The sequence below is a fragment of the Streptomyces zhihengii genome (assembly GCF_016919245.1).
Classification (GTDB): domain Bacteria; phylum Actinomycetota; class Actinomycetes; order Streptomycetales; family Streptomycetaceae; genus Streptomyces; species Streptomyces zhihengii.
The window spans coordinates 1,297,702-1,319,897 of the sequence record NZ_JAFEJA010000002.1 but is presented as its reverse complement, the minus strand read 5'-3'; the positions used below and the strand labels follow the sequence as shown (position 1 = coordinate 1,319,897).

At 74.5% G+C, this 22,196-nt stretch carries 2 protein-coding genes; both read right to left on the bottom strand.

All coding sequences use genetic code 11. The features are described 5' to 3' along the window. Positions 1-21: 21 nt before the first annotated feature. The gene (locus JE024_RS33420) at positions 22-6,492 is read right to left on the bottom strand and encodes an SDR family NAD(P)-dependent oxidoreductase (RefSeq protein WP_443742872.1); all 6,471 of its coding nucleotides are present in this window, start codon (positions 6,490-6,492) and stop codon (positions 22-24) included. Further along, complete coding sequence (locus tag JE024_RS33415; RefSeq protein ID WP_205377623.1) at positions 6,489-21,980, bottom strand: type I polyketide synthase; 15,492 nt, start codon at positions 21,978-21,980, stop codon at positions 6,489-6,491. The genes JE024_RS33420 and JE024_RS33415 overlap by 4 nt, the downstream gene beginning before the upstream one ends. Positions 21,981-22,196 lie beyond the last annotated feature (216 nt).

The following is a 22,196-nucleotide window of genomic DNA, read 5'->3' as shown; positions in this document are numbered from 1 at the left end:
ACTCACCTGTCCTGGGCCGCGTCACGGGGTTTCGAGTTCGTCGTCGAGGAGGCCGAACAGCTCCTCGTCGGTGGCCGAGCCCAGATCCTCGGCAGGGTCGCCGTCGGTCGGGTCGGCCTTGGCGTCCCAGCGGGAGAGCAGCGTGCGCAGCCGCAGGGTGACCTCGGTGTGGACGGCGGCGTCCACGTCGAGGGATGTGAGGGTGCTTTCGAGCCTGCTCAGCTCCGTGAGGAGCCGGGGCACGGCCTGCGTGCCGCCGTCGGAGGCGAGGTGCTCCAGCAGGTGTTCGGTGAGCGCCGCCGGGGTGGGGTGGTCGAAGACGGCGGTGGGCGACAGCCGCACCCCGGTCGCCGCACCGAGCTTGTTGCGCAGTTCGACGCCGGTGAGCGAGTCGAAGCCGGCCTCCCGGAAGGGGCGTTCGACCTCGACGAGGCTCGCGTCCGGCAGGGCGAGCACGGCCGCGGCCTGCTGCCGGACGACGTCCACGAGCAGGCGTCGGCGCTCGGGCGCGGACGCGGCGTCGAGGCGGCGGCGCAGGGCCTCGGCGGCGGAGGTGCCGGTGTCCGTGGCCGCCGTGCGCCGGCCGCCGGCGCGCACCAGTCCGCGGAAGAGGGACGGCAGTTCGCCGTCGGACGCGGCGCGGGTCCGCAGGACGCCGAGATCGAGGTGCAGGGGCACGAGGAGGGCTTCGTCGGTGGCGAGCGCGGCGTCGAAGAGGGCGAGGCCCTCCTGCGAGCTGAGCGCGCGGACGCCGGTGCGCTCCATGCGGGCGCGGTCGCTGTCGCCGAGGTGCGCGGTGAGGGCGCTCTCCTCCTGCCAGAGTCCCCAGGCGAGGGACTGTGCGGGCAGGCCGCGTGCGCGGCGGCGTTCGGCGAGCGCGTCGAGGAAGGCGTTGGCGGCGGCGTAGTTGCCCTGGCCGGGTGTTCCGACGACGCCGGACGCGGACGAGTACAGGACGAAGGCCGCGAGGTCCGCGTCCGCGGTGAGGTCGTCGAGGTTGACGGCGGCGTCGGCCTTCGGCCGCAGCACGCGTTCGACCTGCTCGGGCGTGAGGGTGTCGAGCGCCGCGTCGTCGGACACACCGGCGACGTGGATCACGGCGGTCAGGGGGTGTTCGGCGGGGACGGCGGCCAGGGTGGCGGCCAGCGCCTCACGGTCGGCGGCGTCGCACGCGGCGACGGTGACCGTGGCCCCGTCCTTCTCCAGCTCCACCACCAGCTCGGCCACACCCTCGGCCGCGGCACCGCGCCGCGACGCCAGCACCAGGTGCCGCACACCGTGCGCGGCCACCAGATGCCGCGCCACCAGCGCCCCGAGCGTGCCCGTACCACCCGTCACCAGCACCGTGCCGTGCGGATCCAGCGCCCGCGGCACCGTCAGCACGACCTTGCCCACATGCCGGGCCTGGCTGATGAACCGGAACGCCTCCCGCGCCCGGCGCACGTCCCACGACGCGACCGGCAACGGCTTCAGCGTGCCCTGCTCCAGCAGGCCCACCACCTCGGTGAGCCAGCCGCCGATCCGCTCCGGACCCGCCTCGATCAGATCGAACGCCCGGTAGGTGACTCCGTCGTGCTCGGCGGCGACGGTCTCCGGTTCGCGGATGTCGGTGCGGCCCATCTCGACGAACCGGCCGCCGCGCGGGAGCAGGTCGAGCGAGGCGTCCACGAACTCGCCGGACAGTGCGTTGAGGACGACGTCGACACCGCGCCCGCCGGTCACGTGGAGGAACCGCTCGCGGAACTCCAGCGACCGCGAGGACGCGATGTGCGCGTCGTCCAGGCCCAGTTCGCGCAGCGCGCCCCATTTCGCCGGGCTGGCCGTCGCGAACACCTCCGCGCCGAGGTGACGCGCCACCTGCACGGCGGCCATGCCCACACCGCCGGCGCCCGCGTGCACCAGCACGGCCTCACCGGCGCGCACACCGGCCAGTTCGGCCAGCCCCATCCACGCCGTCAGGAAGACGATGGGCACGGAGGCCGCGGTCTCGTGCGACCAGTCCTCGGGCACCCGGACGACCATGCGTGCGTCGGCGACGGTCCGGGTGGCGAAGGCGCGCGGCACGATGCCGAGGACGCGGTCGCCCGGCGCCAGGTGGGTGACGGCCGCCCCGGTCTCCAGGACGACGCCCGCGGCCTCGTCGCCGAGCCAGGGGGCCGACTCCCCGGGGTACATGCCGAGGGCGATCAGCACGTCCCGGAAGTTGACACCGGAGGCGCGGACGGCGATCCGCACCTGTCCGGGCTCCAGCGGCGCGTCGGCCTCCGGGGCGGGCGCGAGACGCAGCGCGTCGAGGGAGCCGGCCTTCGCGGTCTCCAGGCGCCACGGCCCCTCGGCCGGGGGAAGCAGGGTGTCGGGTCCCCCGGCACGCGCCAGTCGCGGCACCCGTACCTCTCCGCCGCGCAGCCGGACATGGTCCTCGCCGGGGACGACGGTGCCGGCGAGGGCGGGCGCCGGGAGGGTGTCGTCGTCCGTGTCGAGCAGCAGGAAGTGTCCCGGGTGTTCGGCCTGCGCGCTCCTGACGAGACCGCGTACGGCGGCGTGGGCCGGGTCCTCGCCGTGGGTCACGACGAGCAGCGGCGTCCCGGCGGCCGGGGACTCCTCGTGGAGCCGGAGGCGGGCGAGGGCCAGCACCCGGTCGACGGCCTCGCGGACGCCGAGTCCCCGGGGCACCCGGGTGAGCAGCAGTTCCGGCGCCTGCCCGTCCGGAAGTGGCGTCGCGGCGGCGTCCGGGCCGATTTCGGCGACGGTCACCGGCCGGCCCGCCGCCCCGTCGGTGCGCGGTGCGGGCACCCAGTCGACGCGGTACAGCGAGTCCTGGCCCACGGACGCGGCCCGCAGCGCGTCCGCCGAGACGGGCCGCAGGGCGAGGGCGTCGACGGACGCGACCGGCCGGCCGGTGGCGTCGGCCATCAGCAGCGACACGGAGTTCCCGCCGGCGGCGGAGAGCCGCACCCGCAGCAGGGTCGCGCCGGTGGCGTGGAGTTCCGCACCGTCGAACGAGAAGGGCAGCATCGCCCCGCCCGGGGTGTCGACGAGTCCGCCGAGGCCGATCGGGTGCAGGGCGGCGTCCAGCAGGGCCGGGTGCACACCGAAGCCGTCGGCCTCGGCACCGGCCGGGAGGGCGACCTCGGCGAAGACCGCGCCGGCGCCGCGCCAGGCGGCCCGCAGGCCCCGGAAGACCGGGCCGTAGGCGAGCCCTTGCTGGGCCAGCGCGGCGTAGAAGTCGGTGAGGTCGACGGGTTCGGCGTCGGCGGGCGGCCAGGCCGCGAGGTCCTGGTCCGGTGCGGCGCCGGCGGCGGTGAGCCGGCCGGTGGCGTGCAGGGTCCAGGCGCCGTCGTCGGCGTCCTCCGTCAGGGAGAAAACCGAGACCGGGCGGCCACCGTCCTCGTCGGCGTCCCCGACGACGACCTGGATGCGCACGGGACCGTCCTCCGGGAGGACGAGCGGTGCCTGGAGGGTGAGTTCGTCGACCCGTCCGCAGCCGACCTCGTCCCCGGCCCGCACCGCGAGTTCCACGAACGCCGTCCCGGGCAGGAGAACGACGCCGCCCACCTGGTGGTCGGTGACCCATGGGGTGGCGGAACGCGAGAGGAGGCCGGTGAGGACGAGCCCCCGTCCGTCGGCCATCGGCAGGGCAGCGCCGAGGAGGGGGTGACCGGTGCCGGAGAGACCGAGACCTTCCGCGTCACCCGAGGCGGTGGACTTGGGCAGCCAGTAGTGGGTGCGCTGGAACGCGTAGGTGGGCAGGTCGATCCGCCGGCCGCCGGAGCACAACGGCGTCCAGTCGACCGGAACGCCGGACGTCCAGGCGCGGCCGAGTCCCTCGACCACCGACACGGCCTCGTCCCGGTCCTTGCGGCACAACGCCACCAACGCCAGCGCCTCCGGATCGGCCAGCGCCTGACCCGCCATACCCGTCAGCGTCGCGTCCGGACCGATCTCCACCAACGCCGTCAGCCCACGCCCTTCCAGATCCGCCACCGCATCCGCGAACCGCACCTCCACCCGGGCATGACGCACCCAGTACTCCACAGTCGCCACATCACCGCCACCCGCAACGGTCGACACCCACTCGACCGACGGCGCACGGAACGTGAGCGAGTCCAGCACCTGCCTGAACTCGTCCAGCATCGGCTCCATCAACGGCGAGTGGAACGCATGCGACACCCGAAGACGCCGGGTCCGCACACCCCGCTCCACGAACAACGCCGCAACCTCCTCGACAACGCCTTCGGCACCGGAGATCACCACCGACGACGGACCGTTCACCGCCGCCACCGACACCGCATCACCACGGTCGGCCAGTGCCTCCAACACCTCCGACTCCGCCACCGCGACCGCCACCATCGCCCCACCCACAGGCAACTCCTGCATCAACCGGCCACGCGCCACCACCAGACGCACCGCATCAGCCAGCGACAACACCCCCGACACATGCGCAGCCGCAATCTCACCCACCGAATGCCCGACCACCACATCCGGCCGCACACCCCACGACTCCACCAACCGGAACAACGCCACCTCGAACGCGAACAACGCAGGCTGCGCCCACCCCGTCCGCGACACATCCCCCTCACCCGGCGACAGACCGACCGCCGCCCACACCTCGTCCCACACCGCACCGAACACCGGGAACGCAGCCGCCAACTCACCACCCATACCGGCACGCTGCGAACCCTGACCGGCGAACAGGAAACCCACCCGGCCGTCCCGCACACCGACCCCACCCCGCACACCCACACCCGCGTCCGCACCCGCGTCCGCACCCGCATTCACAGCCGCGGACAGAGCACCCAACAGCGCACCCCGATCACGACCCGCGAACACCGCACGATGATCCAGACGCGCACGCCCCAGCAACGACACCGCCACATCCACCGCGCCCAGCTCCGGACGAGCCTCCACATACGCGGCCAACCGCTCGATCTGCGCCGCGAGCGCCGCCTCCGAGCCCGCCGACAGCACCCACGGCACCACACCGGCCGGGGCCGGTGTCTCGGCCCCGTCCTGGGTGGCGTCCGCTGCGGCGTCGGCAGGCGTCGGCGCCTGCTCCAGCACCACATGGGTGTTGGTGCCACTGGCTCCGAAGGAGGACACGGCGGCGCGGCGCGGACGGCCGGTCTCCGGCCAGGCTCGGCGCTCGGTGAGCAGGGCGATCTCGCCGCTGTCCCAGCCGACCTGGGGCGTGGGCTCGTCCAGGTGGAGGGTGCGGGGCAGTACGCCGTGGCGCATCGCCATGACCATCTTCATCACGCCGCCCATGCCGGCGGCGGCCTGGGAGTGGCCGATATTGGACTTCAGCGAGCCGAGGTAGAGCGGGTGTCCGCCGTCGCGGTCCTGGCCGTAGGTGGCCAGCAGCGCCTGCGCCTCGATCGGGTCGCCGAGTGTGGTGCCGGTGCCGTGCGCCTCGACGGCGTCGACCTCGGAGGCGGAGAGCCGGGCGGCGGCCAGTGCCTGGCGGATGACGCGCTGCTGGGCGGGGCCGTTGGGAGCTGTGAGGCCGCTGCTCGCGCCGTCCTGGTTGACGGCGGTGCCGCGGACGACGGCCAGGACCGGGTGGCCGTTGCGGCGGGCGTCCGAGAGTCGTTCGACGAGCAGGACGCCCGCGCCCTCGGCCCAGCCGGTGCCGTCGGCCGAGGCGGCGAACGCCTTGCACCGCCCGTCCGGCGACAGGCCGCGCTGTCGGCTGAAGCCGATGAAGACGTCGGGTGTGGCGAGGACGGTCACACCGGCGGCGAGGGCCATGGTGCATTCGCCCTGCCGGAGGGCGGTCACAGCGAGGTGCAGCGCGGTCAGCGACGACGAGCAGGCCGTGTCGAGGGTGACGGCCGGTCCTTCGAGGCCGAAGGTGTAGGCGATCCGGCCGGAGAGGACGCTCCCCGCGTTGCCGGTGCCGATGAACGCCTCGACGTCCTGCGGCACCTGGTCCATCGGGGCGCCGTAGTCGTGGTACATGATCCCGGCGTAGACGCCGGTGCGGCTGCCGCGCAACGCGGCGGGGTCGATGCCCGCGCGCTCCATCGCCTCCCAGGAAGTCTCCAGCAGCAGCCGCTGCTGCGGGTCCATCGCCAGCGCCTCACGCGGCGAGATCCCGAAGAAGCCTGCGTCGAACTCGGCCGCGTCGTACAGGAATCCGCCCTCGCGGACGTACGACTTCCCGGGTGCGTCCGGGTCCGGGTCGTAGAGCGTGTCGAGGTCCCAGCCCCGGTCGGCGGGGAAGCCGGACACGGCGTCGCGGCCCTCGTCGACCAGGTCCCACAGGTCCTCCGGGGACCCGACGCCGCCGGGGAAGCGGCAGGCCATGCCGACGATCGCGACGGGTTCGGTGGCGGCGGCCGTCAGCCGGTCGTTCTGCCGGCGCAGCCGCTCGGTCTCCTTCAGCGCGTTCCGGAGGGCGCCGACCACCTTGTCCTGGGTCGGCCGGTCTCCGGCGTTGTCCTGGGATGGAGTCATGGCTCGTTCCTTGGCTTCGGCGCGGTCGGGGGTCACTGGTCGTCTCCGGCGAGGCGGAGGAGGTCGTCGAGGTCCATGCCGTCGATGCCGGCGCTCGCGTCGTCGTCCGTCGTGCCGTCGGGGTCACCGTCGGGCGAGGGAGCCCCGGTGAGGGCGTCCGCGGTGTCCAGTCCGGCGAGGCGGACCAGTGTGTCGAGGACGCCGGCCTCCCGGAGCCGGTTGAGCGGGATGGCGGAGAAGGCCCGGCGGACGCGCTCCTCCTCGGCCGCGCGGGTGTCCGTGCCGTCGGCGACGGCGAGTTCCTCGCCGAGGTAGCGGGCGAGCGCGGTCGGTGTCGGGCAGTCGAAGATGACGGTCGCGGGCAGCCGGATCCCGGATTCGAGGGCGAGCCGGTTGCGCAGTTCGACGGCCATGAGGGAGTCGAAGCCCTGGTCGAGGAAGCCGGTCTCCGCACCGACGGTGCCGGGGCTGCCGTGTCCGAGCACCGTCGCGGCGTGGCCGCGGACGGTGTCGAGCAGCAGCGCCTCCCGCTTCTCGGCCGGGACGGCGGCGAGGCGCCGGGCGAGCGTGGGGCCGTCGCCCGCCGCAGGGCCGCCGACCGCCGCGGCGCGCCGGACGGGCACCCGCACCAGGTCGCGGAAGAGCGGCGGCACGGGTTCGGTGGCGGCGCGGGCGGTGAGCGCCCGCTGGTCGAGTGCGACCGGGACGAGCAGCGCCCGGTCCGCGGTGAGTGCGCGGTCGAACAGGGCGAGCGCCTGCCCGGTGGTGAGGGCGCGGACGCCCGCCCGGGTGCCGCGTGCCAGGTCGCCGCGGTCCAGTCGTCCGGTGATACCGCTGGCCTGCTCCCACAATCCCCAGGCAAGCGACACGCCGGGGAGACCGAGGGCCCTGCGGTGCTGGGCGAGAGCGTCGAGGAACGCGTTGGCGGCGGCGTAGTTGGCCTGTCCGGCGCTGCCCAGCACACCGCTGAACGAGGAGAACAGGACGAAGGCCGACAGCTCCATGTGCTGGGTCAGACGGTGGAGGTGGACGGCGGCGTCGACCTTGGGCCGCAGGACCCTTTCGAGCTGTTCGGCGGTGAGGGTGCCGACGATGCCGTCGTCCGTGACGCCCGCGGCGTGCACCACGCCGCTGAGCGGGTTGTCGTCGCCGAATCCGGCGAGCAGTCCGGCGAGTGCGGACGGGTCGGCGGCGTCGCAGGCGGCGACGGTGACCTCACTCGCCCCGGCGGCCGTGAGGTCGGCGACGAGGTCCGCCGCGCCCTCCGCGTGCTGGCCGCGGCGGCTGGTCAGCAGCAGACGGCGTACACCGTGCCGGGTGACCAGGTGGCGGGCGACGAGTCCGCCGAGGGTGCCGGTGCCTCCGGTGACGAGGACGGTGCCGGTGTCCAGGCGCACATCCGGGGTGGTCTCGGGAGCGGCTCCGGCCGGGGCGAGCGCCGGTGCCAGCGATGTGCCCGCGCGGACGGCGAGTTGTTCGTGTCCCGAGGCGACGGCTCCGGCGAGGGCGTCCCAGGAGGCGGCCGAGTCGTCGACGTCGACGACGGCGAACCTGCCGGGGTGCTCGGCCTGCGCGGAGCGCATCAGCCCCCAGAGGGCGGCGCCGGGGAGACCGGTGGCGGCATCGCCCGCGAGCGGCACGGCGCCGCGGGTGACGCAGACCAGCCGGGCCCTGGCGAAGCGCTCGTCGGCGAGCCACCGCTGTGCCGTGGCGAGCGCGTCCGCGGTGCGGCGGTGCACGGTGCCGGCGAGGTCGTCACCGACGGCGCCGGCCGTGGCCGGCGTCGCCAGCACCACGGTGTCGGGCACAGGGGCGCCGGCGTCCACGCCCGCGATCAGGGCATCGAGGTCCGGGTACGCCTCGACGGTCGCGGCACCGCTCTTGAGCGCCGGCAGTACGTCCGCGCCGGTGCTCTGGAGCACGGCCCACCGGCCGTCGCCCCGTGCCGGGGCGGCCGAAGTGATCTCGGAGGCCGGCTTCCAGTCCAGGTGGAACAGCGACTCGCCGCCCGCCGCCGCACCGAGCGCGCCGCCCTTCACGAGCCGGGAGACGAGGCCGTCCACACGGGCCACGGTGTGTCCCGACGCGTCGAGCAGGGTGAGCGCGACGGAGTCGGTCCCGGTCCTGGCGATGCGCACCCGCGCCGCGGCGGCACCGGAGGCGTGCAGCTCGACCCCGTCGAAGGAGAAGGGCAGCCGGACGTTCTCCTCCCCGGGAGCCCCCGCGTCGAGGAGCACCGGGTGCAGCGCGGCGTCGAGGAGTGCGGGGTGGATGCCGTAGGAGGCGGCGTCGCCGTCCTCGGGCAGGGCGACCTCGGCGAGGAGGTCCGTGCCGTGGCGCCATGCCGAGGCGAGCCCGCGGAAGGCATGTCCGTAGTGGTAGCCGCGTTCGGCCAGGTCCTCGTAGAAGTCGGTGAGGTCGACGGGTTCGGCGTCGGCGGGCGGCCAGGCCGCGAGGTCCTGGTCCGGGGCATCGCCAGCGGCGGCGGTGAGCCGTCCGGTGGCGTGCAGGGTCCAGGTGTCGCCCGCGTCGGGCCGCGAGTGCACGGCGACGGGCCGGCCGCCCATGGCGTCCGGAGCCTCGACCACGACCTGGAGCCGCACCCCACCGCGCTCGGGCAGGATCAGCGGCGCCTGGAGGGTCAGCTCGTCGACCCGTCCGCAGCCGACCTCGTCCCCCGCCCGCACCGCCAGTTCCACGAACGCCGTCCCGGGCAGCAGAACGGCACCGGCGACCTGGTGGTCCGTCACCCACGGCTGAGCGCCCCGTGCGACCCGACCCGTCAGCACCACGCTCCCGCCCTCGGCCAACGACACCGCAGCGCCGAGGAGGGGGTGACCGGTGCCGGAGAGACCGAGACCTTCCGCGTCACCCGAGGCGGTGGACTTGGGCAGCCAGTAGTGGGTGCGCTGGAACGCATACGTCGGCAGGTCGACCCGCCGGCCACCGGAGCACAACGGCGCCCAGTCGACCGGCACGCCGGACGTCCAGGCGCGGCCGAGGCCCTCGACCACCGACACGGCCTCGTCCCGGTCCTTACGGCACAACGCCACCAACGCCAGCGCCTCCGGATCAGCCAGCGCCTGACCCGCCATACCCGTCAGCGTCGCGTCCGGACCGATCTCCACCAACGCCGTCAGCCCACGCCCTTCCAGATCCGCCACCGCATCCGCGAACCGCACCTCCACCCGGGCATGACGCACCCAGTACTCGGCACTCGCCACATCACCGCCACCCGCAACGGTCGACACCCACTCGACCGACGGCGCACGGAACGTGAGCGAGTCCAGCACCTGCCGGAACTCGTCCAGCATCGGCTCCATCAACGGCGAGTGGAACGCATGCGACACCCGAAGACGCCGGGTCCGCACACCCCGCTCCACGAACAACGCCGCAACCTCCTCGACAACGCCTTCGGCACCGGAGATCACCACCGACGACGGACCGTTCACCGCCGCCACCGACACATCCCGGCGGCCGGCCAGTACCTCCAACACCTCCGACTCCGCCACCGCGACCGCCACCATCGCCCCACCCACAGGCAACTCCTGCATCAACCGGCCACGCGCCACCACCAGACGCACCGCATCAGCCAGCGACAACACCCCCGACACATGCGCAGCCGCAATCTCACCCACCGAATGCCCGACCACCACATCCGGCCGCACACCCCACGACTCCACCAACCGGAACAACGCCACCTCGAACGCGAACAACGCAGGCTGCGCCCACCCCGTCCGCGACACATCCCCCTCATCAGGCGACAGACCGACCGCCGCCCACACCTCGTCCCACACCGCACCGAACACCGGGAAAGCAGCCGCCAACTCACCACCCATACCGGCACGCTGCGAACCCTGACCGGCGAACAGGAAACCCACCCGGCCGTCCCGCACACCCACACCCGCACCCGCACCCGCGTCCGCGTCCACAGCCACGGACAGAGCACCCAACAGCGCACCCCGATCACGACCCGCGAACACCGCACGATGACCCAGACGCGCACGCCCCAGCAACGACACGGCCACATCCACCGCGCCCAGCTCCGGACGAGCCTCCACATACGCGGCCAACCGCTCGACCTGTTCCGTCAACGCGGCCTCGGAAGCGGCCGAGAGCACCCACGGCACGACCGCGCCCGGCTCCTGAACCTCCGGCTCGGGCAGTGCCTCGGCCGCGGGCTCCTCCTGCGGGGCCTGCTCCAGCACCACATGCGCGTTGGTGCCGCTGATGCCGAACCCCGACACCGCCGCCCGGCGCGCCCGGCCGGTCTGCGGCCAAACGCGCTCCTCGGTCAGCAGCTCCACCGCACCCGACGCCCAGTCCACCTCCGGCGACGGCTCCTCCACATGCAACGTCCGCGGCAGGACACCGTGCTGGAGCGCCAGCACGGTCTTGACGACACCGGCGATACCGGCCGCGGCCTGCGGGTGCCCGATGTTGGACTTCAGCGAGCCGAGGTAGAGCGGGTGTCCGCCGTCGCGGTCCTGGCCGTAGGTGGCCAGCAGCGCCTGCGCCTCGATCGGGTCGCCCAGCGTGGTGCCGGTGCCGTGCGCCTCGACGGCGTCGACCTCCCCGGTCGTCAGCCCGGCGTTGGCGAGGGCCTGGCGGATGACGCGCTGCTGCGAGGGGCCGTTCGGTGCGCTCAGTCCGTTGCTGGCACCGTCCTGGTTGGTGGCGGAGCCGCGGATGACGGCGAGCACCGGGTGGCCGTGGCGCCGGGCTTCCGACAGGCGTTCCAGGAGGATCACACCGACGCCCTCGGAGAGACCGATGCCCTCGGCGTCGCTGGAGAAGGTGCGGCAGCGGCCGTCGTGGGACAGACCTCGCTGACGGCTGAAGCCGATGAAGCCCTCGGGCGTGGACATGATGGCCACACCTCCGGCGAGCGCCATCTCGCACTCGCCCTGCTTCACCGCCTGCGCGGCGAGGTGCAGCGCGGTCAGCGACGACGAGCAGGCGGTGTCGACGGTGACGGCCGGCCCTTCGAGACCGAAGGTGTAGGCGATCCGGCCGGACACGACACTGTTGTGCCCACCGGTGACGAGGTGGCCCTCGTAACCCTCGGGCGCCTGGCCCATGGCCGCCCGGTAGTCCGACGGGTTGGCGCCGATGAAGGTGCCGGTGCGGCTGCCCTTGAGGGTGGCCGGGTCGATGCCGGCCCGCTCGATCGCCTCCCAGGACGTCTCCAGCAGCAGGCGCTGCTGCGGGTCCATCGCCAGCGCCTCACGGGGGGCGATGCCGAAGAAGCCGGCGTCGAACTCGGCCGCGTCGTGCAGGAAGCCGCCGTGGCGGGCGTAGGTCTTCCCGGGGGTGGCGGGGTCGGGGTCGTAGAGGCCGTCCAGGTCCCAGCCGCGGTTCTCCGGGAAGCCGGTGATCGCGTCGCCGCCGTCGCGGACGAGCCGCCACAGCTCGTCGGGCGAGGCGACGCCGCCGGGCAGCCGGCACGCCATGCCGACGATGGCGACGGGCTCGTCGTGCAGCGCCGTGGTCGCGGTGACGACGGGGGCGGCCGCCGCGGGCCGGTCGGCCGCGTCCGGGAAGCACCTGTCGTGGAGGTGGGCCGCCAGCTCGGCGGGGGTCGGATGGTCGAAGACCACGGTCGCGGGCAGCCGCTCGCCGGTGGCGGCGTTCAGCCGGTTGCGGAGGTCGACGGCGGTCAGGGAGTCGAACCCCAGCTCACGGAAGGCACGGTCCAGACCCACCTGGTCCGCCGTGGCGTGCCCGAGGACGGCGGCGGCCTGCGCACGCACCAGGTCGGCCAGTTCGCGTTCCCGGTCCTCGCGGGGCAGCGCTCCGAGCCTGCGGAGCAGGGCGGCCGCGTCGTGCCCGGCGGCGTCGCCCGGTGCGGCGGCGTCGGCGGCCGCGGCCGCCTCCGGGATCTCCCGGATCAGGGCGCTGGGCCGGGCCGAGGTGAACAGGGTGGCGAAGGGCCCCCAGGCGATGTCGGCTATCGCGACGAACGTCTCGTCGTGGTCGAGCGTCTGCCGAAGGCCGGCGCACGCCGCCTCCGGGTCGAGCAGCGGAAGGCCCTGCTGCACGGCGCGGTCGGTGATCGTGCGGCGCTCGGCCGCGCTCATGGAGTCCCAGTCGTTGTACGCGTCCCAGATGCCCCAGGCGATCGAGGTGGCGGCGAGGCCGCGTGCGCGGCGGCGTTCCGCGAGCGCGTCCAGGTGGGCGTTGGCCGCTGCGTAGGCGGCGTGATCGCCGCTGCCCCAGAAGCCGGCGATCGACGAGAAGAGCACGAAGGCGTCCACGTCCGCGCCCAGCAGGGCGTCCAGGTGCTCGGCACCGGCGACCTTGGCGCCCAGGAGTGCGGCGAAGTGGCCGGGGGAGGCGTCGGTGAGCGGGGCGAGTTCCGCCTGGACGGCGGCGTGCATCACGGCACGGACGGGATCGCCCTGCTCCGCGAGCCCGGTGACGAGGGCCTCGACGGCGGCGCGGTCGGCGATGTCGCAGGCGGCGACGGTGACCCGGGCGCCGAGCGCGGTCAGTTCCCGCGCCAGGTCCTCGGCGCCGGGGGCGTCGCCGCCGCGCCGGCTGGTGAGGACGAGGTGCTCGGCACCCTCGCGGGCAAGCCAGCGGGCCACATGTGCGCCGAGGGCGCCGAGTCCGCCCGTGATGAGGACGGTGCCGTCGGGCTGCCAGCGGCGGGGCGCGGCAGCGCTGCCGAGCGGCGCGCGCACCATGCGCCGGGCGAGGACACCGGCGGCGCGGACGGCGAGCTGGTCCTCGCCGCCGGGCTCGGCGAGGATGCCGCAGAGCCTGCGCAGCGCGCGCTCGTCGGCGTCGGCGGGGAGGTCGACCAGACCGCCCCAGACACCGGCCTGCTCCAGCGCCGCCACCCTGCCGACGCCCCACACCTGCGCCTGCACGGCGCTGATCGTCATCGTCGCATCCGAGGGTCCGGTGGCGACGGCGCCGCCGGTGAGGCACCAGAGCGGCGCGGGCGCGTCGAGGTCGCGCAGCGCCTGCACCAGGGCGACGGTGCCCGCGAGCCCGGCCGACACCAGCGGCTGGGCGTCCGTCGGCGTCTCGTCGAGCGCCCACAGCGACAGCACACCGCCCGCCTTCGGGCGCCCGGCCAGCGCCTCCTGGACGCGGGCGGCGAGCGCGGTCCGGTCGGCGTCGTCCGCCGTGACGGCCAGGGTCACGACGTCGGCACCGCGGCCGGTCAGCGCACGGACGAGGGAGGTGGTCGTGTCGTCCTCGGCGATCGCCGCGGGGACCACGACGAGCCAGGTGCCGGACAGGACGGGGACGGAGGTGCCGGGGACGGGCCGCCAGGCGGTCTTGTAGCGCCAGGAGTCGATCACGGACTCCTGGCGGCTCGCCCGCCGCCACGACGCCAGCGCCGGCAGCAGAGGACGCAGGTTCTCGCCGTCCAGATCGAGCGAGCGCGCCAGCGACTCCAGGTCCTCGCGCTCGACGGCCTCCCAGAACCGCTCCTCCACCTCGTCCCGCGGCACAGCGGTGGCGGGAAGCTCGCCCTCTTCCAGCCAGAACCGGCTGCGCTGGAACGGGTACGTGGGCAGGTCCACCCTTCCGCCGTCACCCGTCAACGGGGTGAAGTCGACGGGGAGCCCCGTGACGAAAGCCTGCGCGAGGGAGGTGACGAACCGCTGCGCGTCGCCGTCGTCGCGCCGCAGCGAACCGACGACGGTCGACGCGCCCGACTCCTCCACACCCACGGCGAGCACCGGGTGCGCGCTGCACTCGATGAAAGCGGTCAGCCCGTCGCCGATCAGCGCACGGACCGTGGCCTCGAACTCGACCGTCCCGCGCAGATTCCGCACCCAGTACGCGGCATCCAGCGTGTCCGTGTCGATCGGACCGCCGGTCACCGTCGAGTAGAACGGCACGGTGGCGGTACGGGGCGCGACCGGGGCCAGCACCTCCAGCAGCTCGTCGCGGATGGACTCCACGTGCGAGGAGTGGGACGCGTAGTCCACCGCGATCCGCCGGACCCGCACACCCTCCGACTCCAGCACGCCCAGCAGCTCGTCGAGCGCGGCCGGCTCACCCGAAACCACCGTCGACGACGGCCCGTTGACCGCCGCGACCGCGAGCCGGTCCCCGTAGCCCTCGACCCGCTCCCGCACAGCGTCCGCAGGCAGAGCGACGGACGCCATCCCACCCCGCCCCGCAAGCCGTTCACCGATCACCCGGCTGCGCTCCGCGACGATCCGCGCACCGTCCTCCAACGACAACGCACCCGCGATCACGGCGGCGGCGATCTCGCCCTGCGAGTGACCCACCACCGCGGCTGGAGTCACACCGAACGACTCCCACAACCGCGCCAGCGACACCATCACCGCCCACGACGCCGGCTGCACCACATCGACGCGGGCGAGATCACCCGCGAGTTCCGTGCGCAGATCCCAGTCCGTGAACGGCCCCAACGCCTCCCCACACGCATCGAGCGACGCGGCGAACACCGGGAAGACGTCCGCCAGTTCCAGCCCCATCCGCGACCACTGCGCCCCCTGCCCCGGGAACACGAACACCGGACGCGAACCCGCACCCGCCGCACCCGACACCACACCCGGCTCACCCGCGGCCACCGCGCGCAGTCCGGCCAGCAGTTCCTCGCGGTCGCGTCCCACCACCACCGCGCGCCGCTCCAGCCGCGCCCGCGACCGCACCAGCGCACCGGCGACGGACAGCGGATCGCGGTCGGCGTCGGGCGCGGCGAGGAGGTGGGCGCGCAGCCTGTCGGCGGTGGCGCGCAGGGCGTCGTCGGAGGCGGCCGAGAGCACCCACGGGGTGACTCCCCCGCCGGCGGTGGGGAGGGACGGGGCGGGCGCGTCGACCGGTTCGGCGGATTCCAGGATCACATGGGCGTTGGTGCCGCTGACGCCGAACGACGAGACGCCCGCACGGCGCGGACGGCCCGTGCCCGGCCACTCCCGGGCCTCCGTCAGCAGCGACACCTCCCCCGCCGACCAGTCGATGTGCGACGAGGGGGCGTCGACGTGCAGGGTGCGGGGCAGCACACCGTGCCGCATCGCCATCACCATCTTGATCACACCGGCCACACCCGCCGCCGCCTGCGCGTGGCCGATGTTCGACTTCAGCGACCCCAGCAGCAGCGGACCGCTCTCCCCGCGCTCCTGCCCGTAGGTCGCCAGCAGCGCCTGCGCCTCGATCGGGTCGCCCAGCCGGGTGCCCGTGCCGTGCGCCTCGACCGCGTCCACCTCACCGGTGGTCAGGCGCGCGCTCTCCAGTGCCTGGCGGATGACGCGCTGCTGCGCGGGCCCGTTGGGGGCGGTGAGCCCATTGGAGGCGCCGTCCTGGTTGACGGCCGAACCGCGCACCACCGCCAGCACCCGGTGGCCGTTGCGCCGCGCGTCCGACAGGCGTTCCACGAGGAGCACACCGACGCCCTCGGCCCAGCCGGTGCCGTCGGCGGCGTCGGCGAAGGACTTGCAGCGGCCGTCGGTGGCGAGGCCCTGCTGGCGGCTGAACTCGGAGAAGACACTGGGGCTGGACAGGACGGTGACACCGCCGGCGAGGGCCATCGTGCATTCGCCCTGGCGCAGTGCCTGTGCCGCGAGGTGCAGGGCGACCAGCGACGAGGAGCACGCGGTGTCGACGGTGACCGCCGGTCCTTCGAGGCCGAGGGTGTAGGCGACACGGCCGGAGGCGACGCTGCCGGAGGTGCCGGTGGCCAGGTAGCCCTCGACGCCCTCGGGCAGACGGTCGAGGCGGCTGGCGTAGTCGTGGTACATCACGCCGGTGAACACACCGGTCCGGCTGCCCTTGAGCGACGTGGGGTCGATCCCGGCACGCTCCAGGGCCTCCCAGGAGGTCTCCAGGAGCAGCCGCTGCTGCGGGTCCGTCGCCAGCGCCTCGCGCGGCGAGATCCCGAAGAAACCGGCGTCGAACTCGGCCGCGTCGTAGAGGAATCCGCCGTCGCGGACGTAGGAGGTCCCGCCGCTGCCGTCGGTCGCGCCGAGCAGCGCGTCCATGTCCCAGCCGCGGTCGGTCGGGAACGGCGAGACGGCGTCGACGCCGTCGGCGACGAGCTGCCACAGCTCCTCCGGGGAGCCGACGCCACCGGGCAGGCGGCAGGCCATGCCGACGATGGCGACGGGCTCGTCGGTGGCGGAGGTGCGGCGGGGGCCCGGGGTCGTCAGCGGCCCGGGGCCGCCGTCGAGCAGGGTGCCGATGTGGGCGGCGAGGCGGGCCGGTGTCGGGTGGTCGAAGACGGCGGTGGCCGGCAGGCGGAGACCGGTCGCGGTGTTGAGGCGGTTGCGCAGTTCGACGGCGGCGAGCGAGTCGAAGCCGAGGGCGCGGAACGGCTGGGCTGCGTCGACGGCGGCCGCCGACTCATGGCCGAGGACCGCGCCGGCCTGGGCGCGCACCAGCTCGGTGAGGGTGTGCTCCCGCTGCTCGGGCGCCAGGGCGAGGACGTGCCGGGCGAAGTCGCTGACGGCGGCCGGTGTCCCACGTCCGGCGGTGGTGACGCGCCGCCGCACGCGGGGGGCGTGGGCGCGCAGGAGGGACGACAGGGTGTCGCCGTGCGCGGCTTCGCGCAGGGCGGCCCGGTCGAGCGCGAGGGGCACGACGGCCGGGTGCGGGGTGTGCAGGGCGGCGTCGAAGAGGGCGAGGCCCTGGGCGGTGGTCATGGGGGCGACGCCGGTCCTGGCGAGACGCAGCACGTCCCCGCGGTCCAGGTGGCCGGTGAGGCCGCTGGCCTGCTCCCAGTAGCCCCAGGCCAGGGACACGGCGGGCAGGCGCTCCCGGTGGCGCCGGGCGGCGAGGGCGTCTAGGTAGGCGTTGGCGGCGGCGTAGTTGGCCTGGCCCGCGGTGCCGAGGACGCCGGCGGCGGAGGAGAAGAGCACGAAGGCGGAGAGGTCCAGCTCGGCGGTGAGCTCGTGGAGGTGCCGGGCGGCGTCGGCCTTGGGGCGCAGCACCTGGTCCACATGGGCTTCGGTGAGGGAGGTGACGACGGTGTCGGCGAGTGCGCCGGCGGTGTGGACGACGGCGGTCAGCGGGTGGGCGGGGTCGATGCCGGCGAGGACGGCGGCGAGGGCGTCGCGGTCGGCGGCGTCGCAGGCGGCCAGGCCCACCCGGGCGCCGTGGGCGGTGAGCTCGGCGGCGAGTTCCGGTGCGCCGGGGGCGTCGGGACCGCCGCGGCTGACGAGCAGCAGGTGCCGTACACCGTGCTCGGTGACGAGGTGGCGTGCGAGGAGGCTCCCGAGGGTTCCGGTGCCGCCGGTGACGAGGACGGTGCCGTCGGCGTCGAAGGGGGTGGCCGTGGTGTCGGGGGCGGCGGGCACGGGGGCGAGGCGCGGGGTCGCGACGCCGTCCGGGCCCAGGGCGAGCTGAGGCTCGGCGGTGGCGAGGGCGGCTGCCGTGGCGTCTTGCGACGGGCTGGTGCCGGGGGCGATTTCGAGGAGCTGGAAACGGCCGGGGTGCTCGGTCTGCGCGGAGCGGACGAAGCCGCGGACGGCGGCGTGCGCGAGGCTGTCGCGGTGGGTGACGAAGGCCAGGCGGGCGTCCGCGAAGCGGTCGTCGGCCAGCCAGCCGCGCACGAGCGCGAGTGCCGAGCCGACGGCTTCGCGTATGTCGGTGTCGCCTATGCCGGTGCCGCGTACGTCGGTGTCGCGTACGTCGGTGTCGCGTACGTCGGTGTCGCGTATGCCGGTGCCGCGCATGCCGGTGTCGTCCGGCAGGGTCACGGCGACGATGTCGGGTACGGAGCCGTCGAGGGTGTCGAGGGCCCCGTCGGCGGCGTCCAGGAAGACGACGGTGGGCGCGGTCGCCGGGATGTCGGCGGCCGGTTCCCACACGACGTGCAGGAGATCCGCGGGGCCGGAGGTGCCGAGCGCGTCGGTGGCGGGTGCCCGCAGGACGAGCGCGTCGACGGCGGCGACGGGTGCCCCGTCGGTGTCGCCGAGACGCACGCTCACCGTGTCGTCGGCGGTCCGGGTGAGGTGGACGCGCAGATCGGACGCGCCGGTGGCGTGGACCTCGACACCGCTCCACGAGAACGGCAGGCGGAGCGTGCCGGTGTCGGCGGTGCCGCCGGTGCCGCCGGTGCGGACGAGGATCGCGTGCAGCGCGGCGTCGAGGGCGGCCGGGTGGAGCAGGAAGCGGTCGGCGTCCTCGGACGCGGGCGGCGAGACCTCGGCGAAGACGTCGTCGCCCGCGGTCCATGCGGCGCGCAGGCCCTGGAAGGCGGGCCCGTACTGGTAGCCGAGGGCCGCGGCCTCGTCGTAGAAGGCGTCGACGGGAACGGCGGTGGCGCCGGGCGGGGGCCAGGCGGTGAGGTCGAAACCTGGGTCGGCCGCCCCGGCCGGGGCGAGGGTGCCGGTGGCGTGGCAGGTCCACGCGGCGTCCCCGGAGTCGTCCGTGCGGGCGTGCACGGTCAGGAGCCTGCTGCCGTCCGCCTCTGGGGCGCCGACGGCGACCTGGACGGTGACGGGCCGGCCGTCGACCAGCTCCAGGGGCGCCTGGAGGGTGAGGTCGGCGACTCGGCCGCAGCCGACCTCGTCGCCCGCTCGGACGGCGAGTTCGACGTAGGCGGCACCCGGCAGGATGACGTGTCCGTCGACCGCATGGTCGGTGAGCCACGGGTGGTCGGCGAGCGACAGCCGCCCGGTGAGCAGCGCGCCGTCGGTGTCGGCGAGACGCACGACGGCGCCGAGCAGCGGGTGGTGCGCCGCGCCGAGGCCGACGGCGGTGACATCGGCGCGTCCGAGACGCGGGCGGATCCAGTAGTGGGTGCCCTGGAAGGCGTAGGTGGGCAGGTCGACGGTACGTCCGTCGGCGACGAGGGCGCCGAGGTCGACGGGGAGTCCGGTGGTGAACGCCTGCGCCAGCGAGGTGACGAACCGCTGCGCACCACCGTCGTCGCGCCTCAGCGAACCGACGACGCTCGACGCACCCGACTCCTCCACACCCACGGCGAGCACCGGGTGCGCGCTGCACTCGACGAAAGCGGTCAGCCCGTCGGCGATCAGCGCACGGACCGTCGCCTCGAACTCGACCGTCCCGCGCAGATTCCGCACCCAGTACGCGGCATCCAGCGTGTCCGTGTCGATCGGACCGCCGGTCACCGTCGAGTAGAACGGCACGGTGGCCGAGCGCGGCGCGACCGGAGCCAGCACCTCCAGCAGCTCGTCCCGGATGGACTCCACATGCGACGAATGCGACGCGTAGTCCACCGCGATCCGCCGGACCCGCACACCATCCGACTCCAGCACGCCCAGCAGCTCGTCCAGGGCCGCCGGCTCACCCGAAACCACCGTCGACGACGGCCCGTTGACCGCCGCGACCGCGAGCCGGTCACCGTAGCCCTCAACCCGCTCCCGCACAGCGTCCGCAGGCAGAGCGACGGACGCCATCCCACCCCGCCCCGCCAGCCGCTCACCGATCACCCGGCTGCGCTCCGCGACGATCCGCGCACCGTCCTCCAACGACAACGCACCCGCCACCACCGCGGCGGCGATCTCACCCTGCGAATGACCCACCACCGCGGCCGGGGTCACACCGAAGGACTCCCACAGCCGTGCCAGTGACACCATCACCGCCCACGACGCCGGCTGCACCACATCGACGCGGGCGAGATCACCCGCGAGTTCGGTGCGCAGATCCCAGTCCGTGAACGGCCTCAACGCCTGCGCACACGCGTCGAGCGAGGCGGCGAACACCGGGAAGGCGTCCGCCAGTTCCAGCCCCATCCGCGACCACTGCGCACCCTGCCCCGGGAACACGAACACCGGACGCGAACCCGCACCCGCCACACCCGACACCACACCCGGCTCACCCGCGGCCACGGCCGCGAGGGCGGTGCGGAGGGTGGTGTCGTCGGTGCCGACGGCGACGGCACGGTGGTCCCAGAGGGCACGGGTGGCAAGAAGGGAGTGGCCCACGTCCGCCGGGCGCACGGCGTCCCGGTCGTCCCCGTCCTGCCGGGCGTCCCGGTCGTCCCCGTCCTGCCGGGCGTCCCGGGCGTTCTCGTCGTCGAGGTGGGCGAGCAGGCGCGCCGCCTGGTCGCGCAGGCCCTCGGCGCTGCGCGCGGAGAGCACCCACGGCACCACTGCCGCCGAAGCGTCGGCCAGGGCTCCGGCCCGAGCCTCCTCCTCCGGCTGCTCGTCGGAGGTGGTGTCCGGCCACGGGGCCTGTTCGAGGACGACGTGGGCGTTGGTGCCGCTGATGCCGAACGACGAGACGCCCGCGCGGCGCGGGCGGCCGGTGCCCGGCCATTCCTGCGACTCCGTCAGCAGCGCCACCTGCCCGGCCGACCAGTCGATGTGGGTCGACGGCTCGTCGACGTGCAGGGTGCGGGGCAGCATCCCGTGCCGCATCGCCATCACCATCTTGATCACACCGGCGACGCCCGCCGCCGCCTGGGTGTGGCCGATGTTCGACTTCAGCGACCCCAGCAGCAGCGGACCGCTCTCCCCGCGCTCCTGCCCGTAGGTCGCCAGCAGCGCCTGCGCCTCGATCGGGTCGCCGAGCCGGGTGCCCGTGCCGTGCGCCTCGACCGCGTCCACCTCACCCGTGGTGAGGCCGGCGTTCGCGAGGGCGCGTCGGATCACGTCCTCCTGGGCCTCGTCGTTGGGGGCGGTGAGGCCGTTGGAGGCGCCGTCCTGGTTGACGGCGGAGCCGCGCACCACGGCCAGCACCCGGTGGCCGTTGCGCAGCGCGTCGGAGAGGCGTTCGACGAGGAGGAGGCCGACGCCTTCGGCGGGGCCGAAGCCGTCGGCGCCCTCGGCGAAGGCCTTGCAGCGGCCGTCCGCGGCGAGGCCCTGCTGGCGGCTGAGGTCGACGATCCAGTTCGGTGCCGCCATGACGGTGACACCGCCGGCGAGGGCCATGGTGCACTCGCCCTGGCGCAGTGCCTGCACGGCGAGGTGCAGCGCCACCAGCGACGACGAGCACGCGGTGTCCACCGTCACGGCGGGGCCGCGCAGGCCGAGGGCGTAGGCGACCCTGCCGGACATCACACTGGTGGTGTTGCCGACCGCGAGGTAGCCCTCCAGGTCCTCGGCCGCCGGGTCGCCGTGGCGGGGCGCGTAGTCCTGCGGGACCGCGCCGACGAAGACGCCGACGTTCTCGCCGCGCAGGGTGGCGGGGACGATGCCGGAGCGTTCCAGGGTCTCCCAGGCGGTCTCCAGGAGCAGCCGCTGCTGGGGGTCCATGGCGAGGGCCTCGCGCGGCGAGATGCCGAAGAAGCCGGCGTCGAACTCGGCCGCCCCGTGCAGGAATCCGCCGCCGCGGATGTAGCTGGTGCCGGCCCGCAGCGGGTCGGCGTCGAAGAGCGCGTCAAGGTCCCAGCCGCGGTCGGTGGGGAGCGCGGAGATGCCTTCCGCCTCGTCGGCGACGAGGCGCCACAGGCTCTCCGGGGAGTCGACGCCGCCGGGGAAGCGGCAGGCCATGCCCACGATGGCGATGGGCTCGCGGTTGCGGGCCTCGGCCGCGTTCAGACGCTGCCGGGCCTGCCGGAGATCGGCCGTGACCCGCTTGAGGTAGTCGCGGAGCTTCTCTTCATTGGGCGAGGTGGCAGGCATGGAACACAACTCCACAGGCGGAAGGGAGACGGGACGGCAGGGTGGTGCGATGCCGCGGGGGTACGGGCGCAGGGCGCGCGGAGGCGTCACGGCGTCTGCGGTGTCGGGGATGCGGCCGCGACCGTCGGGGCGCGGCGTGCGGTGACGGCGGTCCTGTGCCTAGGACCGGGTTCTCCCGCCGGACGCCGATCGCGTCGACGGACAGGCATGCCGGAC

Coding starts and splice junctions, on each gene's coding strand:
- JE024_RS33415 (WP_205377623.1), bottom strand. CDS start 21,980: ATGCCTGCCACCTCGCCCAATGAAGAGAAGCTCCGCGACTACCTCAAG.